Genomic DNA, 23,384 nt, shown 5'->3' with positions numbered 1-23,384 from the left:
ATTAAAACAGAACAAAAAGAGCGGTCTACTACCGCTCTTTTTGTTGTACGTCTAAATAGAAAAATCAACTTATTCTAGCTCCAAGGCCACTTCTGCTTGCGAGATAGTCGATTTTATCGACTATCTCCAGCAGTAGACAAAGGTAAGCCTCGCTGCCCCTAAAACAAAAGGCCGCGGGGACATCCATCCCCACGACCCATTCTTAGTGATACTCCGGCAGCCACTTGCCATGCGCTTCTATCAACTCATCACACATCGCGATGATATCATCCATCGACAGCTCAGCTGAAGTGTGCGGATCCAGCATCGCCGCGTGATAAATGTGCTCACGCTTACCGGTAATTGCTGCTTCTATCGTCAACAGCTGCGTGTTGATGTTCGTGCGGTTCAGCGCCGCCAGCTGTGGAGGCAGATCCCCTACGTACGTAGGAGTAACGCCGTTGCGATCAACCAAACAAGTCACTTCTACACACGCTTCGCGCGGTAAGTTCGTGATCAAGCCGGTGTTCATGACGTTGCCGCCGATTTTGAACGGAACATCGGTCTCGATCGCCTCGAAAATGTAGGAAGCATACTCATGCGAACGCACATGTGTCAGACTCGCATCGTTCACGAGATCCTCACGCATTTGCTTCCATCTGCTAATCTGACCGATACAGCGACGTGGGTACTCATCGAGTGGAATGTTAAAACGATCCACGAGCTCTGGGTAATTCCGCTTGATGAAATACGGATGGTACTCGGCATTATGCTCAGAGGATTCCGTAATATAATGGCCGAATTTAAGCATCATTTCGTAACGAACCATATCATTATGCTTTTCTTTTTGTTTCTCAGCAGCACGACGCTTAATCTCAGGATACAGATCGACGCCGTCTTTGGACACTTCGAGCAGCCAAGCCATATGATTAATACCAGCAATTTTGGCTTTGACCCCCGTTTGATCCATCTCTAAGTGTTTAAACAACTCCGGCACACAGGCTTGCACGCTGTGACATAATCCAACAGTACGCACACCGCCATACGTGTTCATTACATTGGTCAGAACTGCCATTGGATTCGTGTAGTTCAGGAACAGGGCATCTGGACAAACCTCGCGCACATCTGCAGCAAAATCCAGCATAACAGGGATCGTTCTCAAATTTCTGAAAATACCGCCAATCCCAACTGTATCTGCAATCGTTTGACGCAATCCGTACTTCTTCGGTATTTCAAAATCCGTAATCGTACATGGATCATAGCCACCTACTTGGATCGCATTCACCACATATTTGGCACCGCTCAATGCTTCTTTACGGTCTGTATACGCTTTAATAATGGAGGTACTTCCACTTGTTTTCTTGATGTTGTTCAGCATATTCGCTGAATCTTGCAGCCGTTCATGATCAATATCAAAGAGAGCGATTTCAAAGCCTTGCAGCGCGGGTGTGAGCAAACAATCACCAAGTACATTTTTCGCAAAAACCGTGCTTCCTGCACCTAAAAAAGTAATTTTGGACATGTGAGAATCTCCTCCAATTGTTCATCTATTAACATATCCTTACTATAGCGCAAGCTCGGTTTGAAAAATATGGATTGAAACAACTCCAATATGGACATTTGTAGTTTAATAGGGTACGCTCAAAACAAAAAACATAACGAGGCTCTTATGAATCCGGATCACACCTACTTCGCAGTAAGTATTAACCCGCTTCACAGTAATCTTGACTTATCTGTCCTTTTCAGTGGTGAAGGCAAGCCTAACCCGCTTCATCGAATGGGGCCCGCTGTTCATGATTATTTCTTGATCCATACGGTACATGCCGGAACAGGCACCTTTGAAATGTGCGGACGAACTTACTCCTGCAAGGCTGGGGATACATTCATCATTTATCCAGGCGAGCTGTTCACATATACCGCTGATGCCGAAACGCCTTGGCATTATACCTGGGTCGCCTTTACAGGGCGCGCTGCAGGCACCACGCTGGCACAAATTGGCGTCTCACCTGAGCAAGCTGTGGTGTATGGCAGTCAGCCACGTACCATTCGGCACTACTATCGCCATATCCGCTCCTCCTTTAGCCAAACCGCTTTTCCACAGTTAGAGGAGCTGGAAGCCGAGGGCTGGCTGCGCCTGCTTCTTCGTGAGCTTGGACGTGTGAATGCTCACCATATCTCCATTAAACCTACAGCCGAAACCGATATTAAACGTCAAATTGGACAAGCCATCCGCTACTTAGAGCTACAGTACACCCAAGCAGTTTCGATCGAGCATCTCGCTCGCAGTCTGGGCTATCACCGTACCTATTTGTGCAAAATGTTCAAACAATCCACCGGATTATCACCAATGCAGTACTTATTTAACATCCGCATGGAACGTGCCAAACAGTTGCTACAGACAGCCATGACGATCGATCAAGTGGCCTCTTCCGTCGGCTTCAATGATGCACTCTACTTCTCCAAGCAGTTTCACAAATGGAGTGGCTCTGCTCCTTCCGTGTATCGAAAGGAATTCAGAAGCACTTAAATGGATGAACATCCGCTCCACTAATGTCAAAGAGCCTACCGCCAAACATCTTGGCAATAGGCTCTTCTTTTCAAATGATTAGGTCACTGCACAATACGTATTACTTAATGCCATAGAAACTAAGCGTACCTGATACCTCATCTGAACTAACAAATATATTCTTACCGTTCACTTTATGGATACCTTCTGGTGATTCACCGCCAGATGGCAGTAGACCCAAATAATTCGGTTTGGTAACATCAGTCACATCAAAGAACAAGATCGCATTAGCTCGTTCAGAAGCTACAGCTAGAAGCGGCTTACCATTGATAAGTCCAATTGTTAAGTTCTCCACTTCACTGCCTTTGTTAGCACTTCTGCTATCCGGATACAAGCCAGTTTGAGCTGCCTTTTTATCAATGAGATCCATGCTGTCATAGACCGCTTTCCCCTGCTGGTCCCACACCATGATATTACGTCCGCCTGCTTTAACACCGTCCTTAAACTCATCCTTACCTAAATCACCTTCGTTGGCAGTGATCACATATTTGCCATCTAAGGACCAAACAATGCCATCTGCTTCAGGGCGGGCTGTCATATCTTCGGTGATGGAAGTCACACCGTTGCTCTTCAAATCAGCTTTATGCTTCGTTACCCCTAGACCGAACATCTTGTCTATTTTCTTAGAAGCTAAGTCTACGATAGCAATGGCATTATTCTCTTGAAGTGTAATTGCTGCCTTCAAGCTGTCCGGGCTAATAGCGACATATTCAGGTTGTGGATCATTAGGATAAGTAACCCCTCCACTAACTTGAGTTAAATCAATTTTCAACTCCGTATGTACGCCTTTCAAGACATCTCCATTCGGGAATTCAATGATCGAGATGGAGCCAGGACGCTTGACTGTTTTCATATCAATTTCAGCTGTTGCAGGATTGATCTCTTCATCCTCATTACACACCACAGCATACTTACCGTCACTGGAAATGGTTACGGAATCAGGTCCTACGCCAATTTCATACGTTTTAACTGTCTCTTGCTTCGCAATGTCGACTACAGCAAGGTAACCTTTGTTCGCTACATCTACATTGTCGCCTGCTCGAACACCTACAAGCACATACTTGCCATCTGGTGTAACGACAACACTAGTCACTTCAGCCTCTTTGGAAAGATCCAAGAAACTAATCACTTTTTTAACCGATATGGCAGCGAGGTTTTCAATCGATACCAGTGAAATGCTGCCCAAGTCTGCTTCTGTGACGATGACCGTTTTACCATCAAGCGTCGATGCAGAAATTTCTGCCTTTTTATTCGGCATTTGGTAGGTTGCAAGCAACTCCAACCCTGTTTTATTTTGATTTTTGATAACTTCATCCTGTATTGTCTTGAAAGTAGCTTTACTTAGTTGTGCATTACTCTCGAGGAGATATGGCTTTTTATCCAGTTGAATGGACTTCCCTTGAAAAGTAGCCTCTGTGGAGTCCAATTTCACGAGTGCTTGTACACCGCCAACTTGAATTTCGATCGAACGATCCTTTTCATTCCAGGTTACTTTGCCTTCCATACTTTCAATCGTCGTGCGTAAAGGAAGATCTGTTGTTTCTGCTGCTAACGCGTAAGCTGGAACTAATCCAGCTACGATCAATAAGCTTGCCATAGCCCCGCCAACTACTGTTTTCATCCTTTTTTTCAACACAAACACTCCTCTATTTGGAAATATGCTCTTTCAGCATAGAGGAGTATTGTTAATTTCATCCTTTTTTAATATAAAGATTATGTAAATGACTAAATCTCAATATCCACAATCAAGCTATCCACACGGCCTACCTCACGAATATATGCAGCAACCGCTTGATGCTCAGGGTTAGGACCATAAGCAGCTAGCGCAGCGCGATCTTCAAAACGCACGGAAAGTACCACTTGAAAGCCTTGATTCTTTTCAGAGAAGTTAAGACCCGCTTGAATATCCACGATACCTGTCAGATGAGCACGCAGCGCTTTAAAACGGTCAACGACCTCTTGAAGCTGCTCCTGAGTTGTTGTTTCACCAAATTTAACAAGGACAATATGATCAATCATGGTGTGAACCTTCTTTCTATATGATTTAGAGTATAAATGATAAACGACACTAATCTTATCACTTACCAGCTATCGACGCAATCCGATCAGAGTTCAGAACCTGAACCCCTAATTTCCCCGACTTCGCCGCTCGAATTAAGCCCGTTGCAATGGTGCTCGCTTGAATGGGGCGATATTTCCGTAGACGTCCCGTCATCAGCGGAGCTATGGCTCGCGACATGATACTGCCCAGCTTCTCACCTAGTCGAAACTCCCCACGGTTACCTAGGATCAGAGAAGGCCGCAGCAAGTACAAAGCACGAAGCCTCATCCCTCGCAGCTTGTCTTCGACCTCCCCCTTCACTTGATTATAGAAAAAGGAGGAATTGCGGTCTGCCCCCATGGCAGTCACAATTGCGAACGCATTGGCCTGTGCCTTACTTGCTACTTCAGCAAGAAGTAAGGGATAGTCTCGATCAACTCTACGGAATTGCTGCTTGGAGCCTGCCTTTTTAATCGTCGTTCCTAGCGTGCAGAATACATGCGCATGTGCGATCTCTGAAGCTTTCAAACTCTCACTCAGCTTACCAAAATCGATAACCCGCTGCTCCAGCTTCCCATGCCCGCGAAGCTGCTCCACGTCTAACTTCTTACGAACTAATGCAATAATCTTGTCATAGTCTGGATCGTTCACTAGCTGTTTAAGCAGCTCCTGTCCAACTAAGCCAGTTCCTCCCGCAACAATCGCTGTTCTCCCTTTCATAGCACGCCTCCCACTTCAAGTTTACACATGATCTTCTTCATCATACGACCATTTGATATCCACTTCAACACGATTCCTTCCACCAGACTTCGCCCGATACAGGGCATGATCTGCTCGAGAAACCATGTCCTCCAGCACCATCGTTCCGTATTCTAATGTCGGGGAATATTCCGCAACACCGATGCTCGCTGTGATTTTGACCGTAAGGTCATCTCTGTTGTACGGCTCCGCAATTAAAAGCTCTCTCAATTCCTCGGCTAATCTGACACTCTCTTTCGCATCTTTCCTCAACAGCAATAGAGTAAATTCTTCGCCGCCATACCTCGCAACAATCGCGTCTTCCCCCGCAAACCGCTTCAAAAGACTTGCAACATGATGAAGAACGCCATCACCGACCAAGTGACCATACGTATCATTAATTTTCTTAAAATGATCAATATCCATCATCAAGACGGAGCATGTCTGGCCGGAGAAAATACACGTCTGCAATTGCTTATTTCCTTCCAGCATCATGTATCGTCGATTATGTATTTCTGTCAGTTGATCCATCCAAGCCGAATGCTCTAGAAGCGAAATATTCGACTTCAGCCGATCGGACATCAGATTAAACGTGGTTACTAATTGACGGAGCTCCACGGGAGCTTTTCTTATTTTGTCCGCATCAATCTGGTAATCGTAGTTCCCCTTCTGAATGATCTTCGTGGCCCGCAGCAAATATCGAATTGGCCTCTCGATTTTGGAAGCCGTTATTACGGCAGCCGCAATACTGAGAAGTAGTGCAATGAAGGAAATGAAAATAAACGTCATGCTTAATTCATTGAGCTTTTGGAAAATTTCTTTCTGTGTAATCTCGCCAACGACAAGCCAACTTTTCTCTTGAGACCATCTGTATTGACCATAAACACGCTCACCACGGAAACCAATATACGCACTCTGATCTTTACTATTCGTCAAAGAACGTTGATAAATGTCCGACGTAATCCCCTGTGTAATCGCACGATTCTCAGCATGCTTGGAGGCAGTAACAATATTACCTTGCCCATCCAGCACATAGACTTCACCGGTTTCCCCGAAGCTTAGCTGTGCCATCAACTTATTCAACATGTCCAGCGTGATGATGCCGAGCACGATCCCTTTGAAGTCATTATGATCGCCAGTGACAGGAGATGAGAACGTAATGACAGGCACCCCATTTTCTTTGGACATCACGACACCAGAGACGTAGTCTTTCTTTTCCTTCCCCCGAAGGAAGTACTGACGATCTCCCACATAGATCTGGCTCGTTTCTGTGCGAATATAGCCATCCGGTTCAACAAAGGTTATGGAATAAAACTCCGAATTCACCTTCGCATAATCTTGAAACTCCCGCTTCAAATCGCCAATCCTATGAAATTTCGCATTATCGGAGAGCGCGAACCGTTTAATCGCATCCAACTTTTCTTGATTCCAGCGTTCGATATATAAGCTCTGCAAGGTAATCATTTGTTTGAGTTGGACGCCTGATTCTTCTAACCGATTTCCCTTCTCAATGAAATAAAAAGGAACAATGATCGAAAATGCTAACAACAAAATGATTGCGCTTATCCAGAGTTGAAGCCTTGTTTTAATCGTATGATTGGAAAAAAGAGAAAACATAGGCCCCATCGAGGTTTCCCCCCTCTTATTTCTATATATATCCAGTATACTCTATATTCAGACAAAAATAGACAGATACCGTCGATTTCCGGCATAAACACGCGAATATTTCGTAAATTCGTTGGTTTGAAAAGTTGGACCCTTTCGCTTATGCTATTTGGTAAGTAGAAAAGAGGTAGTTAACCCGATGAAAATTCTCGTATTGACCGAAAAACCAAGTGTCGCCAAAGAAATTGCTCGCGTGCTTGGCTGTAACCAGAAGCAAAAACACCACTTTGAAGGTGCCAAATATGTCGTCACTTGGGCGCTCGGCCATCTCGTTACGCTCGCTGAGCCCGATGATTACGATCCCAAGTACAAGACCTGGAACCTGGAAGATCTGCCCATTATCCCTGGCAAAATGAAGCTCAAAGTCATGAAAGAAACGTCGCAGCAGTTTCGTGCCATCGAGCATCTCAGCCGTCGTGGTGACCTGTCCGAGCTGGTCATAGCAACCGATGCGGGGCGCGAGGGCGAACTCGTCGCGCGCTGGATTATGGAGCTGATCCGCTGGAAGAAGCCGTTCAAACGGCTTTGGATCTCGTCGCAGACGGATCAGGCGATTCGCGAAGGCTTCGCGCAGCTGAAGCCTGGCACGGACTACAACCGGCTGTATCAAGCAGCCGTCTGCCGTTCCGAGGCCGATTGGCTGATCGGCCTCAACGTAACCCGCGCGCTGACCAGCAAGTTCGGCGCGTCGTTATCCGCTGGGCGTGTACAGACGCCCACGCTGGCTATGATGATCAACCGTGAGGCGGAAATCCGTGATTTCCGGTCCGTCGACTACTGGTTGATCGAAGCCGAGCTCGGGTCCTTCCGCGCCCAGTGGCGGGACCCGAAGACCGGCGACTCGCGCATCTTTGACCGCGAGCGCTCCGATGCCTTGAAGGCGAAGCTGCACGGCCAGAGCGGCCGCATCGTGCAGGTGAATAAGACCGAGAAGCAGATACCTCATCCGCTGGCTTATGATTTGACCGAGCTGCAGCGCGATGCGAACCGCAAATTCGGCTTCTCTGCCAAACAGACGTCGAATGTCCTTCAACGGCTCTATGAGCAATATAAGCTGGTCACCTACCCGCGAACCGATTCGCGTTATTTGACCTCAGATATGGTACCGACCCTGCTCGGCCGATTGAAAGGGGCTGCCATTGGCCCCTATGCGGCGCTTGCCGCACCTTTTATCCGTAAGCCGCTGACCATCACAAAACGAATCGTCGACGATTCTAAGGTTAGTGATCATCATGCCATTATCCCAACGGGAGAAGCGATTTCACTCGCTACTTTAAGCGCAGATGAACGCCGACTCTACGATCTGATTCTTCGCCGATTCCTAGCCTTATTCAGCGGTCCTTGCCGTTATGATGAAACGAAGCTAACGATCGAGATCGCTGGCGAAAAGCTCTATGCTTCCGGTAAAGTCGTGAAGCAAGCTGGCTGGAAAGAGGTCTATGGCGCCACCGATTTCACCGATCCGGATCGGGAAGACAATGATTCCGAAGACGATGCGAGTCAGCTGCTGCCACAAGCGTCTGAGAAAGACGCGGTAACTGCTCGCAACGTCCGTCAGATCAGCCGTCAGACGAAGCCACCTTCTCGCCATAATGAGGCTTCCTTGCTATCGCAGATGGAAAAATTCGGTCTTGGCACACCTGCGACTCGCGCAGATATTATCGAGAAGCTCGTGTCCTCCGACACGATCGAACGCCAAGGCTCCTTGCTCATCCCTACCGGCAAGGGCACACAGCTCATCGAGCTTGCTTCCGAGGAGCTTCGTTCTCCCGAGCTTACTGCACGCTGGGAACAGGAGCTCGAACGCATCTCCAAAGGCAAAGGCAGCATGGATGCCTTCCTTAGCGGTATCCGCAAGAAAGCAGCTGAGCTGGTTGACGAAGTGAAACACAGCTCAGCCGCTTATAAACCGCATAATTTAACCGGCAGCAAATGTCCTGATTGCGGTGAATTCCTCCAGGAAGTCAAAGGCAAACGAGGACGTTATCTGGTATGTTCCAGCCGTGAATGCTCCTATAAACGAGAAGCTGATGGGCAATTAACAAACCATCGGTGCCCGCAGTGCCACAAGAAGATGGAAATTCACACGGGCAAAGCAGGTAAATACTTTCAATGTCGCCCTTGCAATGTCGTTGAGAAAATCGATGGTGATTCTACGAGTGGAGGACGCAAGGCAAATGCCAAAGCGAACCGTCAGCTGATCGAGAAGTTCTCGGATCAATCCGGGGTTGGCAACTCACTGGCCGACAAGCTCCTCGCAGCCCTTCAGCAGAAGAAGGAAGACTAATACCAAGAATAAAGCCCAAGCGACATACTTCTTCGCTTGGGCTTTTATACTATGTGAAAATACCAGCATCGGCATATTTATAGCCTTTAGCTGACAACTTGTTGTGTTTTCGTCAATATCCTGCCTTTAACCGCTAATTCGAGCTCTTCCAAACTTGTGATACCTAGACTAACCAGCGCATCTCCAGCTTCCATATGTACGTTAGCTAAAATATGCATACTGGTATGTGGCACAAGTGATTTACGAAACTCGTGAAAAAGTACCGCATTATACGCTTTGAGAACCGTCATAAACTCAACAGTCGGCGGGATAAATCCGCGAATTTCTGAGGATCGCCAGAAAAATTCCCTCACATGCATAATATCGGAACCCGTGCGGTTCAACTTTCGAATCATCGCAAAAAACTCATCAACAAGTATTTGTCGATCGACTTTCATGTGATTATCCCTCCACTTTCGTATTCCTACTTGAAGGATACCACAAATAGTTCTTTTGATCTATACCAACTATTGATTTAAGGGCTATTATACCTACGAAATTTGAGGGTTTCTCGTTTTTTCTTTTCCTTTACCTCTTTGAGTCAACAGCATGTCCAACAAGTAAAGCACGACACCCAAATTAATCGCAATATCAGCTAAATTCATCACGCCATTTCCTGATCGAAAGACGATGAAATCCGTGACCTTCCCGAATAGAAGCCGCTCTATGCCATTACCAATGGCTCCACCGACCAGGAGCGCAGCCGCGCTTTGTTTTAGAGGATTTGGAAGTCCCCCCTGTCTGCGGTACCACCATATACCTGCAACAATAAGAACAGCCAATATGCCTAATACGGGAGCCCATCCCTGCAGCGAACTGCCTGCTGCCCCGCTATTTTGATAATGCGTAAACGAAATGAAATCTTTATAAAAAGGCATAGACTCCCCAATTTCCAACACCGACCGTATCCATATCTTGGACAGCTGATCGACAGCCGTAATCACTAGGATAATGGAATAAAATAACATGTTACCGCTCCCCTCGCCTTTTTGGCTTCAACCTTCACCTCTTTATATTACTTGAAAAGAATAGTGAACAGCTAATTCTGCGCAGCGTGAAAAGCCCCCCAGTCCTCTAACGCTGTGGCGGCTCTTGTATCTTTTTCAACATCAACTTAAGCTCGTTAACGTTCGATACAGCTCTGCAGGCGTGTTTGCCATGTGATCCGGATTTCCACTAAGCAGTAGTTGTGGGGAATCGTATCCCCATGTCACAGCCACGATAGGCACACCTAATTTCTTACATGATTCAATATCCCGCAATTCATCACCAACATAAATCATGCGCGTGGGTGTGGTTCCCCATTGCTTCATCACTTTGCGAATGGAGTGGTGTTTGCCGAAAATATGCTTCGCTGAAATGATCTCCTTAAACGCACCCTCCAGCTTGTTTTTCCTCAGGAATAATCGGATATTCGCCTCAGAGTTGGAAGAAAGGATCGAGCTCTTGACTCCTTGTGTGGAGAGCTTCGCAATAACCTCCTTCATCCCAGGCACGATTTGCAGCGATCGAATATTCTCGTGATACAGCTGTCGTCCTGCCACCATGAGCTTCGGAATTTGGAGCACCGGCACCCCTAACCGATCTACCCGCTCAGAAATGGACATCGAACGTAGAGGGGCCAAGTCCTGCTCACGAATGGGGCGGAAACGATATTGGCTGGCCATTTCATTATAGAGCTTAACCAGCAGTGCCCTAGAATCGACAAGTGTCCCGTCAAAATCAAACAGTACGTGTTTTACCATCTGGGTGTATATACAAATAAGGCCGGACCCTCGGGCGGCACTTGTCGAATTTGATTATCTTTAAACTCCTGGGCTGGATCTAAGATCACATGCGGATTACTTATGATTCGCAAATCCTCCCACACACAGGAAACACCTCGTTCGTAGCCCACTGCACTACCTGCGAACATTTTACAGCCTTTGCAAAACTGCTCTTTCTGCTGCGCGTCCAGCTTCACAACTTTATTACGAAGACAACAGTAAATTTCATTAACTTCATTACATACATTAACATGAGTGATCAGAGCCATTTACCGTCAACTCCTTGCGGCACTTTGAGTGTGTAATAGTAAGTTTATCGAGCTACTATTAAGTGTATGACACAATTTTGTAAACGGAATAACATTTCTCACGACGGACCGTCCAAATTTGCTACAATGAGGAAATACAATGACAGGTTTGGAGGTGCTTCCCCATGCAGGACACATTACACTATGTGATTCCCTTTCTGATCTTTGGTTTTTTTATTTATCGACGGGCGAAGCGCACCATTGGTTTTCAAAAGCTTTCGCGAGGCAGACTCACCTTTCGTCTGTCGCTGTTCAGCCTATTCGGGATGATCATTTTCCTCCTTGGCTTCGTTCATCCCATCCATTTCATCGGCTATCTGATCGGCCTTGCAGGCGGCGCCTTGCTCGGACGAACTGCGATTCGTCATACCCGCTTCGAGCATCGGAGTGATGGCTGGTACTATCGCACACATCTGTGGATCGAGGTCACCGTCCTAGTTCTATTTCTAGGCCGCATTGCGTATCGTTACGCAGCTATTGCGATCTCCACGGGATCAACCACTAACATCTCTCCTGCTGATTTCTCTCAGTTTACAAAAGATCCCGTCACCGCCGGTGTCTTCTTCATCATCGTTTCGTATTATGTCATGTTTTTCGGTTACTTACTGCGTGAAGGAGCCAAGTTGGATCCAGCCACTTTGGCCCAAAGTGATGACAGCGAAATCGCCAGCAATGGCAGCTCCAGCGTAGGAGCGGCTAGCCCTCAGGCGAACGTTCGGGTGGAGTAATTGAGTAACGGAACGTTAACAAAAAGGGATATTCCCCTCGGTCCATTGACCTGGGGGAATATCCCTTTTTTTCGCTGATAAGCGAGCAAGCTGCCTGTGCCCATTCGGTGGGCGATACTCGCTTTTAGCGCCCTTTTGGAGCGCTATTTGGTGCACCGAAGGCGTCCCGCTCTGCTTTAAGGCCCTTTTCGGGCGTTAAATTCTGTGTTTCCGCCCATTCAGTGGGCGATTCTTTCTTTTAACACCTAAGATTGTGGGCACTATCCCACTGGCTCAGAATATGGATCTACTCTTGCTGAACTGAGCGAAGGGGATAGTGGCGTTAGGTAACTTTATGACGGCAAGAGCAATCCGCTACTTCGCTGCCTCCTCGGCAGCTTTCGCGAACTGCGTGCTGTACAGCCGCGCGTACAGCCCTTCCAGTGCGAGCAGCTCGCTATGCGTGCCCCGCTCCACGACGCTGCCCGCCTCGATCACCAGAATGTGATCGGCGGCCAGCACCGTCGAGAGCCGGTGCGCGATCACGAGCGTCGTGCGCCCTTGCATCAGCTCCTCGAGCGCCGCCTGCACATAGGACTCGGATTCCGAGTCCAAGTGCGACGTCGCCTCATCGAGGATGAGGATGCGCGGTCGCTTCAGGATCGCGCGAGCAATCGCGATCCGCTGTCGCTCGCCACCGGAGAGCCGGTGGCCGCGCTCTCCAACCATCGTGTCGTACCCTTCGGGGAGCGACACGATGAAATCGTGGATGTAGGCCTGCCGACAAGCGGCCTCCATCTCCTCACGCGTAGCGTCCTCCCGCGCGAAGCGCAGGTTGTCGCCAATCGTCGCGTGGAACAGAAAAGACTCCTGCGTCACATACGCGATCTGCGCGCGCAATGACGCTAACCCCACGTCGCGGACGTTGACGCCGTCGACCTCAACGACACCGGCCGTCGGGTCGTACAGCCGCGCGATCATGCCGATCAGCGTCGACTTCCCGGCGCCGCTAGGTCCAACGAGTGCGACCATTTCACCAGGCTGCGCCTCGAAGGTGACGTCGCGCAGCGCATACTGCACTAGCTTTTCGCCTTTATCCCCCAGGCTCGTCTTCCGCTTTACCTCGCCCTGATCCTCCAGCTTCTTCTTCCGCCCTACTTCGACTTTATCCTCCAGGCTCCCCTTCCGCCCCGAATCCCCAGTCTTATAAGCAAAAGACACCATCTTATAACTCACACGCCCCGCCACCGGCCCTAGCTGGCGCGCGCCCTCAGCATCCATGACATCAGGAACCATGTCCTGATACTCAAAAATCCGCTGAAATACCCCCAGCGCCGTCGCAACTTCTACTTGTAGGTTCAATAGTGTCCCTACAGGCATATACAACCGCCCCAAATACGCCGTGAACGCAACGATTGAGCCTAAGGTCATATCCCCCTGGATGACAGAGTAGCCGCCATAGATATAAATAATAGCTGTGCCTAATGGTCCTAGCGTGCTTGTTGCCATCCCGAACCAACGGCCGACTAGATTGAGCCGCAGCTCAAGATCCATCACCTTTTGATTCATCTTCGTGAATTCCTGCTCTTGCTGTTTCTCTCTGCCAAAAATCCGCGTCAACAACGCACCCGATATACCGAAGTTCTCATTCAGCTGCGAGGTGATGTCTGAGCGCACTTTTTGCGTTTCGAGCCGCAATGCTTTCCTCAGCTTGGACACCTTTTTCACAGGCAGCACGAAAAGCGGAAGGATGAGCACCGATATGATCGCCAGCTTCCAATCGAGCGCAAACAAAATGCCAATCGTCGTGAAGACAATCACGATCTGCGTGATCGAGGATACAACGATCGAGGTCACTACACTCTGCACGGATTGCACATCCCCAGTGATCCGCTGAACAATTTCCCCAGAGCGCGCGTCCGTGAAGAAAGCCATCGATTGCCGCTGTAAATTGTGAAACAACGACTGTCCCAAATCCCGAATAACCCCTTGGGTTACTTTGGTATTGAGATGGTTTTGCCACACGCCAAGCACACCGCTCAGCACAGGCAGCAGAATTAACAGCAGCGCCATCACAGACAATAGCTGGACACGCCCCTGTGGAATTGCTGTATCAATAATTTCCTTCATTACTAAGGGAGGGACTAACCCGATCACTGCCGCAAGCAGCGCCAAGCCGATAATCACCAAGAGCTGTCCCCAATACCTTTTGAACAAAAACAAAATCCTGCGTATCGATACATCCTTCAACTTCGCCTTCGGACGATTCCGGTCGGAAAGCCGCCCCATTCCCCCTGGTCCACCTGGTCCTATCACTCACTTATCACTCCGATCTTTCCTCTTTGTTGCCCCTCAGCTACAAAGGAATTGCATAGGTAATGGCACTTGTTACTTCGTCCGCCATTTTAATCACATGATATAACGAAGTCGTTTGCAGTACATTATACTGTCTAGGTCCATCCACATTCACGATCGCCGCAATCGTGTAATCACCAATGGGTGGCAGTACCTTCCCCACTGATTTTCCAGGAGCCAAAGGCTGATTCGACAACTGATACAAACCAACACTCAATTTTTGCCCCAAACAAGCATCTATCGCAATAACCACGACATTCGGTGGAATTTCCTGCAAACGCAACGCCAAATTACTGGCATCACAGGGTGCCGCCAACGTTCCAATGACATATGGATATCCAAGCTCTGCAAGTTTACTACCGACAATCGGTCCCAGAGAATCGCCTGTTGAACGATCTGTTCCAATACAAACAAAGGCCAGCCTCTGAGGATCCAGCTCATTGCTCAAGGCAATCTTTTGCAGATACTGTCCTAACTCCTGACCATTCACCTTTTTCCAAAACTGCTCCTGCAGCTCTATGGGGTCTTTCTCCATTTTCGCCTCCCTTTCAGGCATGTACACATCTCGCTTCACCTGATGAATAATATTTTCTATTCTTTCATATGGAGGTGGCACATGTCCACTTAAGCACTTCATTTGCGCACACCAAATAAGCGTTACTCAACAGAGCAAAGCCTATTCATTGCTGCTTGATTGTACTGATCAGTCAACAACTAATGAACACGGTTCATCCGCACAATTCGATAATAGAGCTGCCCGCTTACCTCTTGCTCCACTTCCAGATAGCCTTCCGTATGGACATAATCACCCAACATATAGGTGGAAGCGTCTGCAGAATCGGCATGTGTAAGAAAGAGTAGTGCTACTTTATCATCTCCAACTACAAATCCAACCTGATCCTTCACCTGAAACTTCTCAAGAATTTTGCCATGGTGGGATCTCACGATATGATGAAACCGCCAAGTCCCTTCCTCATTCACGATAAAATAAAGCACACGATTTCGATGCGCATTGCTAAACTCTCGCGTCACACCGATCATACACACCTTCTCACCAATGCGTAAATACTCATCGATGATGTACGATTTCAGTCGCAAGCGGTTTGTATTTTTGCTATGAATATACGCTTCCATCTCATCTATGGAGCGCTGATCCTTCGGATCCTGCTTGGTCGCGTAGAATACTTCTTTAATAAACGTATCCGTTTGGAATTGCCTTGCCCCTTTGAAATGGTTATAGGTTTGAAAAAAATGCCCAATCACTTTCCGGATATCTTCCGGTATGGCAGGACCCGTTTCTACGCTATACATGCGATCTGCTCGACCCGACAATTTAATTTTATGAAACCAGCTTTTCAAGACACTAACTTGCATGTCGCACGCGTCACCTACTTTCTTCCAACCATTTTTCCATTATAGGCTATTATTCTCAAAAATTCGATAAAAATCGCAGATATTCGAGCAAAAAAAGAGCATCTGCCCGCCATGCTTCCCATTGTGAAAGACATGACGAACATATGCTCTTGAACAACCTTGCTGTTACTTGTGTTAGTCGTTGGCTTAAAGAACGCGTTTTGCGCCTACATATCTGGAGCTCCAGTAAGAGCTAGCGAGACTATCGACCACTACACCTCTGGACGTCGTTGAGGAAATGAATTGATTATTTCCCACATAGATGCCCACATGATTGACGATGCCTGAAGCAAAGAATACAAGATCTCCTTCTTTTAAATCCGTCACTCTTGCACCCGCTTGATCATACATCTGCACAGAGGTGCGCGGCAATTCGATGCCTTTGGCCTCGTACACATAGCGAACGAATCCAGAGCAATCGAAGCCCTTGGGTGTAGTTCCACCCCATCGGTAAGGCGTTCCTTTAAAAGTCGTAGCTGCTTGGATAATTTGAGCCGATACGCTTGGCTGAACGACCTTTGCTGCTGGTGGCGGTGCAATCCAAGCTGGCTTGTGGGACTTACCGTCCTCTTCCACGATGGCGATTTTATTCGCATCATTCCACGCAATTGCAGATCCAAACGTCTCTGTTACAAAACGCAAAGGAACGTACGTGCTTCCCTTAACCAACGTCGGACTGCTCTCTAATTCAACCAACTTACTGTTGACAACCGCTTGCTCTTCGTCCGTTGTTAGTTGAATCGCCTGCTCCTCGTTCTTCAACGTAACGACAACTTCATCGCCTTGCTTCGCCCAGCCCACTTGATAGCCTAACTTCTCCGACAGTACGCGCAATGGCACCTGTAGTGTACCTTCCGTGTCAATAAACGGCTGTACCTCAGGGAATTGCACCAATTCGTCATTGACTTGAACCTTCACCGAAGAGGTGTCTGTCGACGCTTGTGCTGATGGAGCGTTGAACATGGAGATGGCTGCACCCACAAGAACGCATGAGCAAATAACACTTTTTGTAAAAAGTTTCAAAACATTGTCCTCCTTGAAGCCTCCGAGGTTAGTTGACGGGTTCGGGAAGAGGTTTTCCCTAGTGCGCTCCATTAGCCTAAGACTAACTGAGCATCCATTCACCCCAAGTAAAGAAGTCCCCCGTACCGGAGCTTTTGATGCTCCGCGATTCGGCATTTTTTGTCTATGTTAGACTAGCATAGTTCGTTTTGGCCTGACAACCTTTGCGCGGTGGTAAGTGTTTCCTTTTCGAGCTGTGACACATGAACAAAAGCACCTCCAGAGATTATTGACCCTGGGGCGCCCTTATATTTACTGCCTATATACCTCTGCGTACAGAGTGTTCTTGCAGGGCCTAAAATCTTTTTCCGTCAGCGGACGAGGATAACTCATGATGTGGAGAGGTAATTCCGGTTGCCCTTCTCTGAGAGGAGGCTGCGCATAAGGAAATAGGTTCAAATGAAAGCCGCACCGCTCATAAAATTCAATTCTCCGCTTGGCATCTGACGTATTCGGCGGCTCGACTTCAAGTACGATAGGCGTTGCAGCGCTGCCCATATAAGTCGTCAGCATACGTTTGCCTACCCCTCCGCCCCGAATCGCGGTATGGACTGCGATATGCTCCACAAATCGGAACGTTCCGAAGTTCCAACTTGCCAAAAAGCCAAGCAATTGTCCCTGAGCATCTCTCTCGACATCAATTCGGTAGTTAGGATGAGCTAGGAGCGCTCGCTGCCCTTCATATGTTCTTATCTCCGTCACAGGAAAAGCGGATTCCATCAGTTCGAATACATCTTCAAATGAATCAACTAACTCCATCGTTGGCATCTCCTTTCCTAGTAGGGTATCCAACATTACCTTCTGAACATGCAATACCTTACCATTTTGAGAAAAAAGCATGTGCCGCAGTATGAAAGCCCCCTGGTAACGCATGTCCCATGAATGGGTGAACCTCAATCGATTTATTCTCAGACGAGATCCGATTATAGGCAGCAAAAATAGTCTCAGGCAAGCAGGTCAAATCCTTCAGACCTACACTCACATGTACGGGCTGCCCAATACGATCCCCTAAGTTCATAATATCAAAATAGGATAATGTCTTCAGAACGTCCGACAAGCGGTCTGGGAATCTTGTAACGAAATCAGCAGCCTCACTAAGGGAGCTGACGGATTGCAAAATGCCCATATCCATATGACATAGATTAGGCACATGGGCAACTACTGCTCGAATGCGCTTCTCGAGTGCAGCTATGAGCAGCGCAAGTCCGCCACCTTGGCTTCCACCGAAAACGAATACCCGTTCATTGTCGATTTCAGGCTGCTCCATAGCACAACGCACAGCGCGTAGTGAATCAATCGCGACCGCGCGATAATAGCTCTTCTCTGCATCCAGGATACCCTGTGTAATCCAACCTTTCGTCATTCCGTACTCCTGAGGCAGCGTGTTCCCGCTATCTCCACCTTGCCCGCGTACATCAACCGCAAGAACCGCATACCCCATAAGCAACCAAGCTGCATGATCTTCGGGTTTTCCCTTTGAGCCCGTGTAGCCGGGGAACGTGACAACACAGGGAGCCTTCTTGAGGCTAGATTCCGCATGAGGCAGCATCAGCCAGGCATGGATGGGTGTCCCTTCAGCGCCCTCTAATACAATTTTGTTAACTACCGCTTGTACGAAAGGAGCTTCCACCTGCTCCCTCGTATAGGATATCTTGCGAGTTGCCTCCTCGCATGTCCTCACCCAGAATGCAGCCAGATCAGCAGGCGCCGTTAGCTCCGGCCGAAACTGATGCAACCCCTGAATACGATTTTCAATAGCGTTCATGTTGGCCAAACTCCTTCTACTGTTTTCCACCATTTTAGCCCACGCGCACAGAAGCGTCTATTGAAAATAAGAAAAAGACCACCCGAAGGTGGTCTCTCTTGCTTGTAAGCGGGCGGCGGGAATACTCCAAATGCTTATTATAAGGCTTCCTACGGAAGCAACTAGTGGTATATTTGGACGCTCGTCCTATTTAGCCTATGCTCAGATGTGTGTACGGACGGTCGAACCATCTTCGGGCTCTCTTCCCATCCTAGCTTAAATAAAAAAGACCACCCGAAGGTGATCTTATTTATTTAAGCGGGCGGCGGGAATCGAACCCGCGCGATCAGCTTGGAAGGCTGAAGTTCTACCATTAAACTACGCCCGCATATAAAAAAATCTAAAGTGGTCGGGACGACACGATTTGAACATGCGACCCCCTGCTCCCAAAGCAGGTGCTCTACCAAGCTGAGCTACGTCCCGTAGTGTAGATAAAGTGTAAATGGCGCGCCCTGAGAGATTCGAACTCCCGACCTTTTGATTCGTAGTCAAATACTCTATCCAGCTGAGCTAAGGGCGCAAATATTGGAGCGGAAGACGGGGATCGAACCCGCGACCCTCGCCTTGGCAAGGCGATGCTCTACCGCTGAGCCACTTCCGCATACGGTTTTTCTTACTCGCTCAGCAAGTGTTTCTCTGAGGCGACAAGGAATAATATATCAGGTATTCGTAACAAATGCAACTATTTTTTCATTCTTTTTATTATTTAATGAAAACGCCGCCAAATGGCAGCACTTCACGAGCAATGCGTCGCAGCAAGCTATCCGATTTCATATGCTCATCTAATTTGGGATCAGGCTTACAAGGCTGCATGAGCACATGCCCATGGCCAGTGATCTCCCAGTGATAGTTCATATGCTGGCTAGCCAATGTGTTACCATATACACAAAGGCGCAGCTTGGCCTGCCGCGGATAAGCTACAAGACAGTTAACATCAATATACAAAGGTTGCTTAGGATCTAAAGCCATCTGATGCAAAGGACCCGCTGTTAATAAGCCTAGCGTACCGGGGCCATGAAATTGCATTTTAACAAGATCTTGCGTGATCAAGGAATTCTTGACGCTTTGCAAATGCGTTGTGAATGTCACACCTTCCGTATAGAACAAGACATGACGAAACTCAAACAAAAGGTCATCTTCGGCTTCCAAAGGCACTACAGCCAAGCTATAGGCTTCTGGGAGCCCCATCAGCAATTGTCCTGGCCCTCTTACACGGGATTGAATCAACCGCTTTTTCCTATACATACCGGGAAGCTTCATTAAGGCATCTTCTCTAAGCTCTGGCATCCCCTGGAACGCTACAATTTGGTTGGGATGCAGTACATGCACAGACTCACCTTGCTCAAGCTGAAGTGTAGCCATCCTTGCTTGTAAGCTCACATTTTCAAAGATGACCTCCATACACATACCCTCCTCATCCCTACCTGCTAACGCATGCCGCGCTTCTTCCTACGCCAGACGATAATGCGAAACACGCGCCCGAGTAAAAAATAACCTACAACAAGCGCAGCTGCGGTAATCATCATGTAGGTTATTTTTCGATTGCGTTTGTCTTTATCCAGCGCAACTTGTTCCATCGCTTTCAATCGCTCTTGCAATTGCTCGTTATCCTTCTTAAGCGCTTCGTTCTGGCTCAGGAGACGATCTTCGATCTCTTGGGACTGCCGGACAGCTTCCGACAGCTTGTCCTTTTGTTCTTCTAATTGCTGCTTCGTAGCTTCATAATCCTTCTGGATCTGCTCAACATTACTTGGTAGTTGATAGATCTCTTTGACCCGATCCAACCATGAAGCATGAGCAGCGGGGGCAGGATACATCAACCCAAGCCAAATGATAAGAACAACCCCGGCTTGTCCAATCGAAGTCATGTTACGTTTTTGCATCCGCAATCCCTCCCCGTGCTCACAATTCGACATTATGTTCTATTTTACAGCAAAAATCACCCCTTCACCACTTCTATCGCTTGAACCGGATATCTCAAAATCGTTCTCAATTTCACCGGCTCTGTCTTCCTCGGATCGGACAAGTAAATCTCATGATGAAGTCCACAATAGTTGAGCTGATTTTGTTCAATAAAATGCTCCATCTGAGCCAGTGTTTCCGGTTCTGTCGCATATGGACCCACGTGCAGCATCTGGACACAGCGTCCCTCATGCAAAGTTTCATACGCAACATTGGAGATGACTTTAAGCTCTTTCTTCTTGGTAGCGGCAGCTCGACGCGCTTCTCCCACGTCCTCAGCAGTGACATACGCCGGCATACGAATCAACAGCTTCCAATGCCATTCTTCCCTCGGTACCTCTAGCGCAGTTCTTGGATCGCCATCCACCCACCACTGCCCTTCTAGCTTCGCTACAGTGAAGTCTTGCTCCAGTTTCTTATAAATGCCCTTAACACCGTATGCGACCGTGTATAGCGCTTCTGTGGCGTTAGCAAAGGTGGTACCATTGGGATCTCCTTTCCCCACAATAGCAACATAAGAGATAGGTTCGAATTCAACCAACTGTGGTTTTGTTGGAGCGGTGTAATAGGCTTTATGCGTTTTGGCTAAATCTAATTTATCCATGAATGCACTTCCCTTCTTTTTTCTTCGAGTATACAAAATAAACCCTGACACTCTTATGTCAACAAACAGAAAAAACTTACTGTCGCAACTATGCGAAACAAGTAAGTTTTTGTCTCTAAAAGGATATGTAATTATTCCGCAGCCGGTGGGGTAAACGAGCGTTGTGCAAATTCAGCATCCAACATATAGAAAGCATTGCTGTCTTTATCAATGCGTTTCAATTTATTAATAATACTGTCGAACATCGCTTCTTCCTCTACCTGCTCATCAATGAACCATTTCAAGAACTGCATCGTCGCATGCTCTCGATCGTTCAACGCTAAGTCAGATAAGTGGTAAATACGTTTGGTCACTTCTTGCTCATGCAGATATGCATGCTCAAAAGCGTCCAAAATCGACTCGTACTGATTCACTGGCGTATTCATGCCTTCAAAATTAACCTTTTTCCCGCGGTCATTTATAAATTTGAAAATTTTCATTGCATGAAACTTCTCTTCTTCGGCTTGTACTTTAAAAAAGTTCGAGAACCCGTCCAAGCTTTCCGCAGCGCAATAACCAGCAATAGCCAAGTAGACGTGCGCGGAGTAAAACTCATAATTCATCTGCTCATTGAGCGCTTCGGTTAGTGTATCGTTTAACATCTGTGCACACACCTTTCTGTATGGTTATCTGTTGCGAATTCCCCATACATACAAGATTACCAGAATTGTGCATAGAAATACAAACGGAAGTAACAATTTTAGTAGATCCAGGTTCATGCCGTCACGCTTTTCGCCTTAGATGTCGAGATTATTTCTTTAATCTGCGCATATAAATGGTCAGGTGACTCCGCGCAAAGCAGCTTCTTCTTCCCGATCATCGCAATACATTCCTTCTTACAATGTCTGCAATTGCCGAGGCAGTCTTTCTTCTTCTGCTTCAAATCAGGGAATTCATTCTTAATGGATTTATATATTTGTTTGGATCCGAATTTCTCATTTCTGCAGCAGTATTTAATCGTTTTCAATTGCGATCTCCCCCCGCCTTTTCACGTACATCACTACTCTTGATATTAGTGATAATAATAATCAATGTCAACCAAAAATTAGATAAACGTGTACGAAAAAAGAGCTTTCTTCAATCCTCGTTAAAGGATGAAAGAAAGCTCTTTCTGTTTGTTTGGATGCGCGTAGAGGGACTTGAACCCCCACGGTCGCCCGCTAGATCCTAAGTCTAGTGCGTCTGCCAATTCCGCCATACGCGCATGCTGTAAATAAGGCAAATGGTGAGTCATGTAGGATTCGAACCTACGACACCCTGATTAAAAGTCAGGTGCTCTACCAACTGAGCTAATGACTCATGTTTAGTAATAAAAAATGGCGGAGCTGACGGGATTCGAACCCGCGGTCTCCTGCGTGACAGGCAGGCATGTTAGGCCACTACACCACAGCTCCACATTCATTATTTGGTTGCGGGGGCAGGATTTGAACCTGCGGCCTTCGGGTTATGAGCCCGACGAGCTACCGGGCTGCTCCACCCCGCGTCATTAAGTATAAGTCACGTTTCCTATTAAATCAAGTCTTGCATAAGGAAAGATGATGGAGGCTGACGGGATCGAACCGCCGACCCTCTGCTTGTAAGGCAGATGCTCTCCCAGCTGAGCTAAGCCTCCATGGGATATGAAAATGGTGACCCGTAGGGGACTCGAACCCCTGTTACCTCCGTGAAAGGGAGGTGTCTTAACCACTTGACCAACGGGCCTCGTAAACAGGCTTTTTCTTATGTAAAAGCTCTTATGGCGGAGAGAGAGGGATTCGAACCCTCGAGACGCTTGTGACGCCTACACGATTTCCAATCGTGCTCCTTCGGCCAGCTCGGACACCTCTCCATGAAAAGGCCTGATGTGTAAAAATTAAATGGCTCCCCGAACAGGACTCGAACCTGTGACAACTCGATTAACAGTCGAGTGCTCTACCAACTGAGCTATCAGGGAACAATGCTTGGCAACGTTCTACTCTCCCAGAACCCTGCGGTTCAAGTACCATCGACGCTGGAAGGCTTAACGGTCGTGTTCGAGATGGGAACGCGTGGATCCCTTCCGCCATCATC

Annotated in this window: 23 protein-coding genes, 12 tRNA genes, 1 rRNA gene and 1 riboswitch; of the genes, 3 read left to right on the top strand and 33 right to left on the bottom strand. The window is 47.7% G+C overall.

Annotated elements, in window-relative coordinates; translation table 11 throughout:
• Positions 1 to 202 precede the first annotated feature (202 nt).
• A complete protein-coding gene (locus tag AC58QO_RS31785) occupies positions 203 to 1,501 on the bottom strand; it encodes an alpha-glucosidase/alpha-galactosidase (protein WP_497272684.1) in 1,299 nt (432 codons plus the stop codon).
• Between the two features lie 147 nt (positions 1,502 to 1,648).
• On the opposite strand from AC58QO_RS31785, the gene AC58QO_RS31780 reads away from it, so the two are divergent.
• Complete coding sequence (locus AC58QO_RS31780) at positions 1,649 to 2,506, top strand: AraC family transcriptional regulator (protein ID WP_497272682.1); 858 nt, start codon at positions 1,649 to 1,651, stop codon at positions 2,504 to 2,506.
• Positions 2,507 to 2,606: 100 nt separating this feature from the next.
• Here AC58QO_RS31780 and AC58QO_RS31775 read toward each other — a convergent pair whose 3' ends face one another.
• The 4 genes from AC58QO_RS31775 to AC58QO_RS31760 all read right to left on the bottom strand — a co-directional run bounded on the left by AC58QO_RS31775 (position 2,607) and on the right by AC58QO_RS31760 (position 6,950).
• The gene (locus tag AC58QO_RS31775) at positions 2,607 to 4,181 is read right to left on the bottom strand and encodes a choice-of-anchor I domain-containing protein (RefSeq protein ID WP_497272680.1); all 1,575 of its coding nucleotides are present in this window, start codon (positions 4,179 to 4,181) and stop codon (positions 2,607 to 2,609) included.
• Positions 4,182 to 4,270: 89 nt separating this feature from the next.
• On the bottom strand, positions 4,271 to 4,564 hold the full coding sequence (locus AC58QO_RS31770; RefSeq protein WP_497272678.1) for a Dabb family protein: 294 nt from the start codon (positions 4,562 to 4,564) through the stop codon (positions 4,271 to 4,273).
• A 58-nt stretch (positions 4,565 to 4,622) separates the two neighbouring features.
• A complete protein-coding gene (locus AC58QO_RS31765; protein ID WP_497272676.1) occupies positions 4,623 to 5,306 on the bottom strand; it encodes an NAD(P)H-binding protein in 684 nt (227 codons plus the stop codon).
• A 21-nt stretch (positions 5,307 to 5,327) separates the two neighbouring features.
• The gene (locus AC58QO_RS31760; RefSeq protein WP_497272674.1) at positions 5,328 to 6,950 is read right to left on the bottom strand and encodes a sensor domain-containing diguanylate cyclase; all 1,623 of its coding nucleotides are present in this window, start codon (positions 6,948 to 6,950) and stop codon (positions 5,328 to 5,330) included.
• A gap of 178 nt (positions 6,951 to 7,128) precedes the next feature.
• Between AC58QO_RS31760 and AC58QO_RS31755 the strand changes: the two genes are divergently transcribed.
• Positions 7,129 to 9,276 carry a DNA topoisomerase III gene (locus tag AC58QO_RS31755; RefSeq protein WP_497272672.1) on the top strand — a complete coding sequence of 716 codons (2,148 nt, stop codon included), beginning with the start codon at positions 7,129 to 7,131 and terminating at the stop codon, positions 9,274 to 9,276.
• 86 nt (positions 9,277 to 9,362) lie between these two features.
• On the opposite strand, the gene AC58QO_RS31750 is transcribed toward AC58QO_RS31755, so the two are convergent.
• The 4 genes from AC58QO_RS31750 to AC58QO_RS31735 form a co-directional block, all read right to left on the bottom strand.
• Positions 9,363 to 9,713, bottom strand: a complete 351-nt coding sequence (locus tag AC58QO_RS31750; protein WP_497272670.1) for a hypothetical protein — start codon at positions 9,711 to 9,713, stop codon at positions 9,363 to 9,365.
• Positions 9,714 to 9,806: 93 nt separating this feature from the next.
• Positions 9,807 to 10,283 carry a signal peptidase II gene (lspA, locus tag AC58QO_RS31745; RefSeq protein WP_497272668.1) on the bottom strand — a complete coding sequence of 159 codons (477 nt, stop codon included), beginning with the start codon at positions 10,281 to 10,283 and terminating at the stop codon, positions 9,807 to 9,809.
• Positions 10,284 to 10,424: 141 nt separating this feature from the next.
• A complete protein-coding gene (locus AC58QO_RS31740; RefSeq protein ID WP_497272666.1) occupies positions 10,425 to 11,060 on the bottom strand; it encodes an HAD-IA family hydrolase in 636 nt (211 codons plus the stop codon).
• Entirely contained in the window at positions 11,054 to 11,350 is a 297-nt protein-coding gene (locus AC58QO_RS31735) for a hypothetical protein (protein ID WP_497272664.1), read from the bottom strand. The genes AC58QO_RS31740 and AC58QO_RS31735 overlap by 7 nt, the downstream gene beginning before the upstream one ends.
• Positions 11,351 to 11,514: 164 nt before the next feature.
• On the opposite strand from AC58QO_RS31735, the gene AC58QO_RS31730 reads away from it, so the two are divergent.
• Complete coding sequence (locus tag AC58QO_RS31730; RefSeq protein WP_497272662.1) at positions 11,515 to 12,117, top strand: CcdC protein domain-containing protein; 603 nt, start codon at positions 11,515 to 11,517, stop codon at positions 12,115 to 12,117.
• A 354-nt stretch (positions 12,118 to 12,471) separates the two neighbouring features.
• Here the strand turns inward: AC58QO_RS31730 and AC58QO_RS31725 are convergent, their stop codons facing one another.
• From AC58QO_RS31725 to rrf, 24 genes are all read right to left on the bottom strand, one after another.
• The gene (locus AC58QO_RS31725; protein ID WP_497272660.1) at positions 12,472 to 14,385 is read right to left on the bottom strand and encodes an ABC transporter ATP-binding protein; all 1,914 of its coding nucleotides are present in this window, start codon (positions 14,383 to 14,385) and stop codon (positions 12,472 to 12,474) included.
• A gap of 67 nt (positions 14,386 to 14,452) precedes the next feature.
• Positions 14,453 to 14,986, bottom strand: a complete 534-nt coding sequence (gene yyaC / locus AC58QO_RS31720; RefSeq protein WP_497272658.1) for a spore protease YyaC — start codon at positions 14,984 to 14,986, stop codon at positions 14,453 to 14,455.
• A 179-nt stretch (positions 14,987 to 15,165) separates the two neighbouring features.
• Positions 15,166 to 15,825: a hypothetical protein gene (locus tag AC58QO_RS31715; protein WP_497272656.1), complete on the bottom strand. Its 660-nt coding sequence runs from the start codon at positions 15,823 to 15,825 to the stop codon at positions 15,166 to 15,168.
• 186 nt (positions 15,826 to 16,011) lie between these two features.
• Positions 16,012 to 16,887 (bottom strand): C40 family peptidase, encoded by an 876-nt coding sequence (locus AC58QO_RS31710; RefSeq protein ID WP_497272654.1) that lies wholly within the window; start codon positions 16,885 to 16,887, stop codon positions 16,012 to 16,014.
• A gap of 2 nt (positions 16,888 to 16,889) precedes the next feature.
• Positions 16,890 to 17,052, bottom strand: a riboswitch (cyclic di-AMP (ydaO/yuaA leader).
• Positions 17,053 to 17,178: 126 nt separating this feature from the next.
• Entirely contained in the window at positions 17,179 to 17,685 is a 507-nt protein-coding gene (locus AC58QO_RS31705; protein WP_497272652.1) for a GNAT family N-acetyltransferase, read from the bottom strand.
• Between the two features lie 58 nt (positions 17,686 to 17,743).
• Positions 17,744 to 18,691 carry an acetylxylan esterase gene (locus tag AC58QO_RS31700; protein WP_497272650.1) on the bottom strand — a complete coding sequence of 316 codons (948 nt, stop codon included), beginning with the start codon at positions 18,689 to 18,691 and terminating at the stop codon, positions 17,744 to 17,746.
• A gap of 296 nt (positions 18,692 to 18,987) precedes the next feature.
• Positions 18,988 to 19,058 (bottom strand) — tRNA-Gly (locus tag AC58QO_RS31695).
• A gap of 18 nt (positions 19,059 to 19,076) precedes the next feature.
• A tRNA-Pro gene (locus AC58QO_RS31690) sits at positions 19,077 to 19,153 on the bottom strand.
• 20 nt (positions 19,154 to 19,173) lie between these two features.
• Positions 19,174 to 19,250 (bottom strand) — tRNA-Arg (locus tag AC58QO_RS31685).
• Between the two features lie 6 nt (positions 19,251 to 19,256).
• A tRNA-Gly gene (locus AC58QO_RS31680) sits at positions 19,257 to 19,331 on the bottom strand.
• Positions 19,332 to 19,432: 101 nt separating this feature from the next.
• Positions 19,433 to 20,131, bottom strand: coding sequence for an AIM24 family protein (locus AC58QO_RS31675; RefSeq protein ID WP_497272648.1), 699 nt, complete (start codon positions 20,129 to 20,131; stop codon positions 19,433 to 19,435).
• A 26-nt stretch (positions 20,132 to 20,157) separates the two neighbouring features.
• Entirely contained in the window at positions 20,158 to 20,613 is a 456-nt protein-coding gene (locus AC58QO_RS31670) for an SH3 domain-containing protein (protein WP_497272646.1), read from the bottom strand.
• A gap of 56 nt (positions 20,614 to 20,669) precedes the next feature.
• Positions 20,670 to 21,296, bottom strand: coding sequence for a GyrI-like domain-containing protein (locus tag AC58QO_RS31665; RefSeq protein ID WP_497272644.1), 627 nt, complete (start codon positions 21,294 to 21,296; stop codon positions 20,670 to 20,672).
• Between the two features lie 131 nt (positions 21,297 to 21,427).
• On the bottom strand, positions 21,428 to 21,937 hold the full coding sequence (locus AC58QO_RS31660) for a ferritin (protein ID WP_497272642.1): 510 nt from the start codon (positions 21,935 to 21,937) through the stop codon (positions 21,428 to 21,430).
• A gap of 113 nt (positions 21,938 to 22,050) precedes the next feature.
• Positions 22,051 to 22,302: a DUF1450 domain-containing protein gene (locus AC58QO_RS31655; RefSeq protein ID WP_497272640.1), complete on the bottom strand. Its 252-nt coding sequence runs from the start codon at positions 22,300 to 22,302 to the stop codon at positions 22,051 to 22,053.
• A gap of 157 nt (positions 22,303 to 22,459) precedes the next feature.
• Positions 22,460 to 22,539: transfer RNA gene (locus AC58QO_RS31650), tRNA-Leu, on the bottom strand.
• A gap of 19 nt (positions 22,540 to 22,558) precedes the next feature.
• Positions 22,559 to 22,634 (bottom strand) — tRNA-Lys (locus AC58QO_RS31645).
• Between the two features lie 18 nt (positions 22,635 to 22,652).
• Positions 22,653 to 22,729 (bottom strand) — tRNA-Asp (locus AC58QO_RS31640).
• Between the two features lie 12 nt (positions 22,730 to 22,741).
• Positions 22,742 to 22,818: transfer RNA gene (locus tag AC58QO_RS31635), tRNA-Met, on the bottom strand.
• 56 nt (positions 22,819 to 22,874) lie between these two features.
• Positions 22,875 to 22,947 (bottom strand) — tRNA-Val (locus AC58QO_RS31630).
• Between the two features lie 14 nt (positions 22,948 to 22,961).
• Positions 22,962 to 23,036 (bottom strand) — tRNA-Glu (locus AC58QO_RS31625).
• Between the two features lie 35 nt (positions 23,037 to 23,071).
• Positions 23,072 to 23,163, bottom strand: a tRNA-Ser gene (locus AC58QO_RS31620).
• Between the two features lie 29 nt (positions 23,164 to 23,192).
• Positions 23,193 to 23,268, bottom strand: a tRNA-Asn gene (locus AC58QO_RS31615).
• Between the two features lie 5 nt (positions 23,269 to 23,273).
• Positions 23,274 to 23,384, bottom strand: a 5S ribosomal RNA gene (rrf, locus tag AC58QO_RS31610); the annotation flags it as partial.

It is taken from the genome of Paenibacillus sp. J31R30 (assembly GCF_059692115.1).
The sequence above is the reverse complement of the archived record's forward strand: the minus strand, read 5'-3'. Positions and strand labels throughout refer to the sequence as shown.

What these genes read in the sequence shown, in the direction of transcription:
- AC58QO_RS31725 (WP_497272660.1), bottom strand. Translation starts at nt 14,385, where the DNA reads ATGGGGCGGCTTTCCGACCGGAATCGTCCGAAGGCGAAGTTGAAGGAT.
- AC58QO_RS31715 (WP_497272656.1), bottom strand. Translation starts at nt 15,825, where the DNA reads ATGCAAGTTAGTGTCTTGAAAAGCTGGTTTCATAAAATTAAATTGTCG.
- AC58QO_RS31670 (WP_497272646.1), bottom strand. Translation starts at nt 20,613, where the DNA reads ATGCAAAAACGTAACATGACTTCGATTGGACAAGCCGGGGTTGTTCTT.
- AC58QO_RS31755 (WP_497272672.1), top strand. Translation starts at nt 7,129, where the DNA reads ATGAAAATTCTCGTATTGACCGAAAAACCAAGTGTCGCCAAAGAAATT.
- lspA (WP_497272668.1), bottom strand. Translation starts at nt 10,283, where the DNA reads ATGTTATTTTATTCCATTATCCTAGTGATTACGGCTGTCGATCAGCTG.
- AC58QO_RS31780 (WP_497272682.1), top strand. Translation starts at nt 1,649, where the DNA reads ATGAATCCGGATCACACCTACTTCGCAGTAAGTATTAACCCGCTTCAC.
- AC58QO_RS31665 (WP_497272644.1), bottom strand. Translation starts at nt 21,296, where the DNA reads ATGGATAAATTAGATTTAGCCAAAACGCATAAAGCCTATTACACCGCT.
- AC58QO_RS31730 (WP_497272662.1), top strand. Translation starts at nt 11,515, where the DNA reads ATGCAGGACACATTACACTATGTGATTCCCTTTCTGATCTTTGGTTTT.
- AC58QO_RS31675 (WP_497272648.1), bottom strand. Translation starts at nt 20,131, where the DNA reads ATGGAGGTCATCTTTGAAAATGTGAGCTTACAAGCAAGGATGGCTACA.
- AC58QO_RS31750 (WP_497272670.1), bottom strand. Translation starts at nt 9,713, where the DNA reads ATGAAAGTCGATCGACAAATACTTGTTGATGAGTTTTTTGCGATGATT.
- AC58QO_RS31735 (WP_497272664.1), bottom strand. Translation starts at nt 11,350, where the DNA reads ATGGCTCTGATCACTCATGTTAATGTATGTAATGAAGTTAATGAAATT.
- yyaC (WP_497272658.1), bottom strand. Translation starts at nt 14,986, where the DNA reads ATGGAGAAAGACCCCATAGAGCTGCAGGAGCAGTTTTGGAAAAAGGTG.
- AC58QO_RS31785 (WP_497272684.1), bottom strand. Translation starts at nt 1,501, where the DNA reads ATGTCCAAAATTACTTTTTTAGGTGCAGGAAGCACGGTTTTTGCGAAA.
- AC58QO_RS31740 (WP_497272666.1), bottom strand. Translation starts at nt 11,060, where the DNA reads ATGGTAAAACACGTACTGTTTGATTTTGACGGGACACTTGTCGATTCT.
- AC58QO_RS31765 (WP_497272676.1), bottom strand. Translation starts at nt 5,306, where the DNA reads ATGAAAGGGAGAACAGCGATTGTTGCGGGAGGAACTGGCTTAGTTGGA.
- AC58QO_RS31760 (WP_497272674.1), bottom strand. Translation starts at nt 6,950, where the DNA reads ATGGGGCCTATGTTTTCTCTTTTTTCCAATCATACGATTAAAACAAGG.
- AC58QO_RS31700 (WP_497272650.1), bottom strand. Translation starts at nt 18,691, where the DNA reads ATGAACGCTATTGAAAATCGTATTCAGGGGTTGCATCAGTTTCGGCCG.
- AC58QO_RS31705 (WP_497272652.1), bottom strand. Translation starts at nt 17,685, where the DNA reads ATGGAGTTAGTTGATTCATTTGAAGATGTATTCGAACTGATGGAATCC.
- AC58QO_RS31660 (WP_497272642.1), bottom strand. Translation starts at nt 21,937, where the DNA reads ATGTTAAACGATACACTAACCGAAGCGCTCAATGAGCAGATGAATTAT.
- AC58QO_RS31770 (WP_497272678.1), bottom strand. Translation starts at nt 4,564, where the DNA reads ATGATTGATCATATTGTCCTTGTTAAATTTGGTGAAACAACAACTCAG.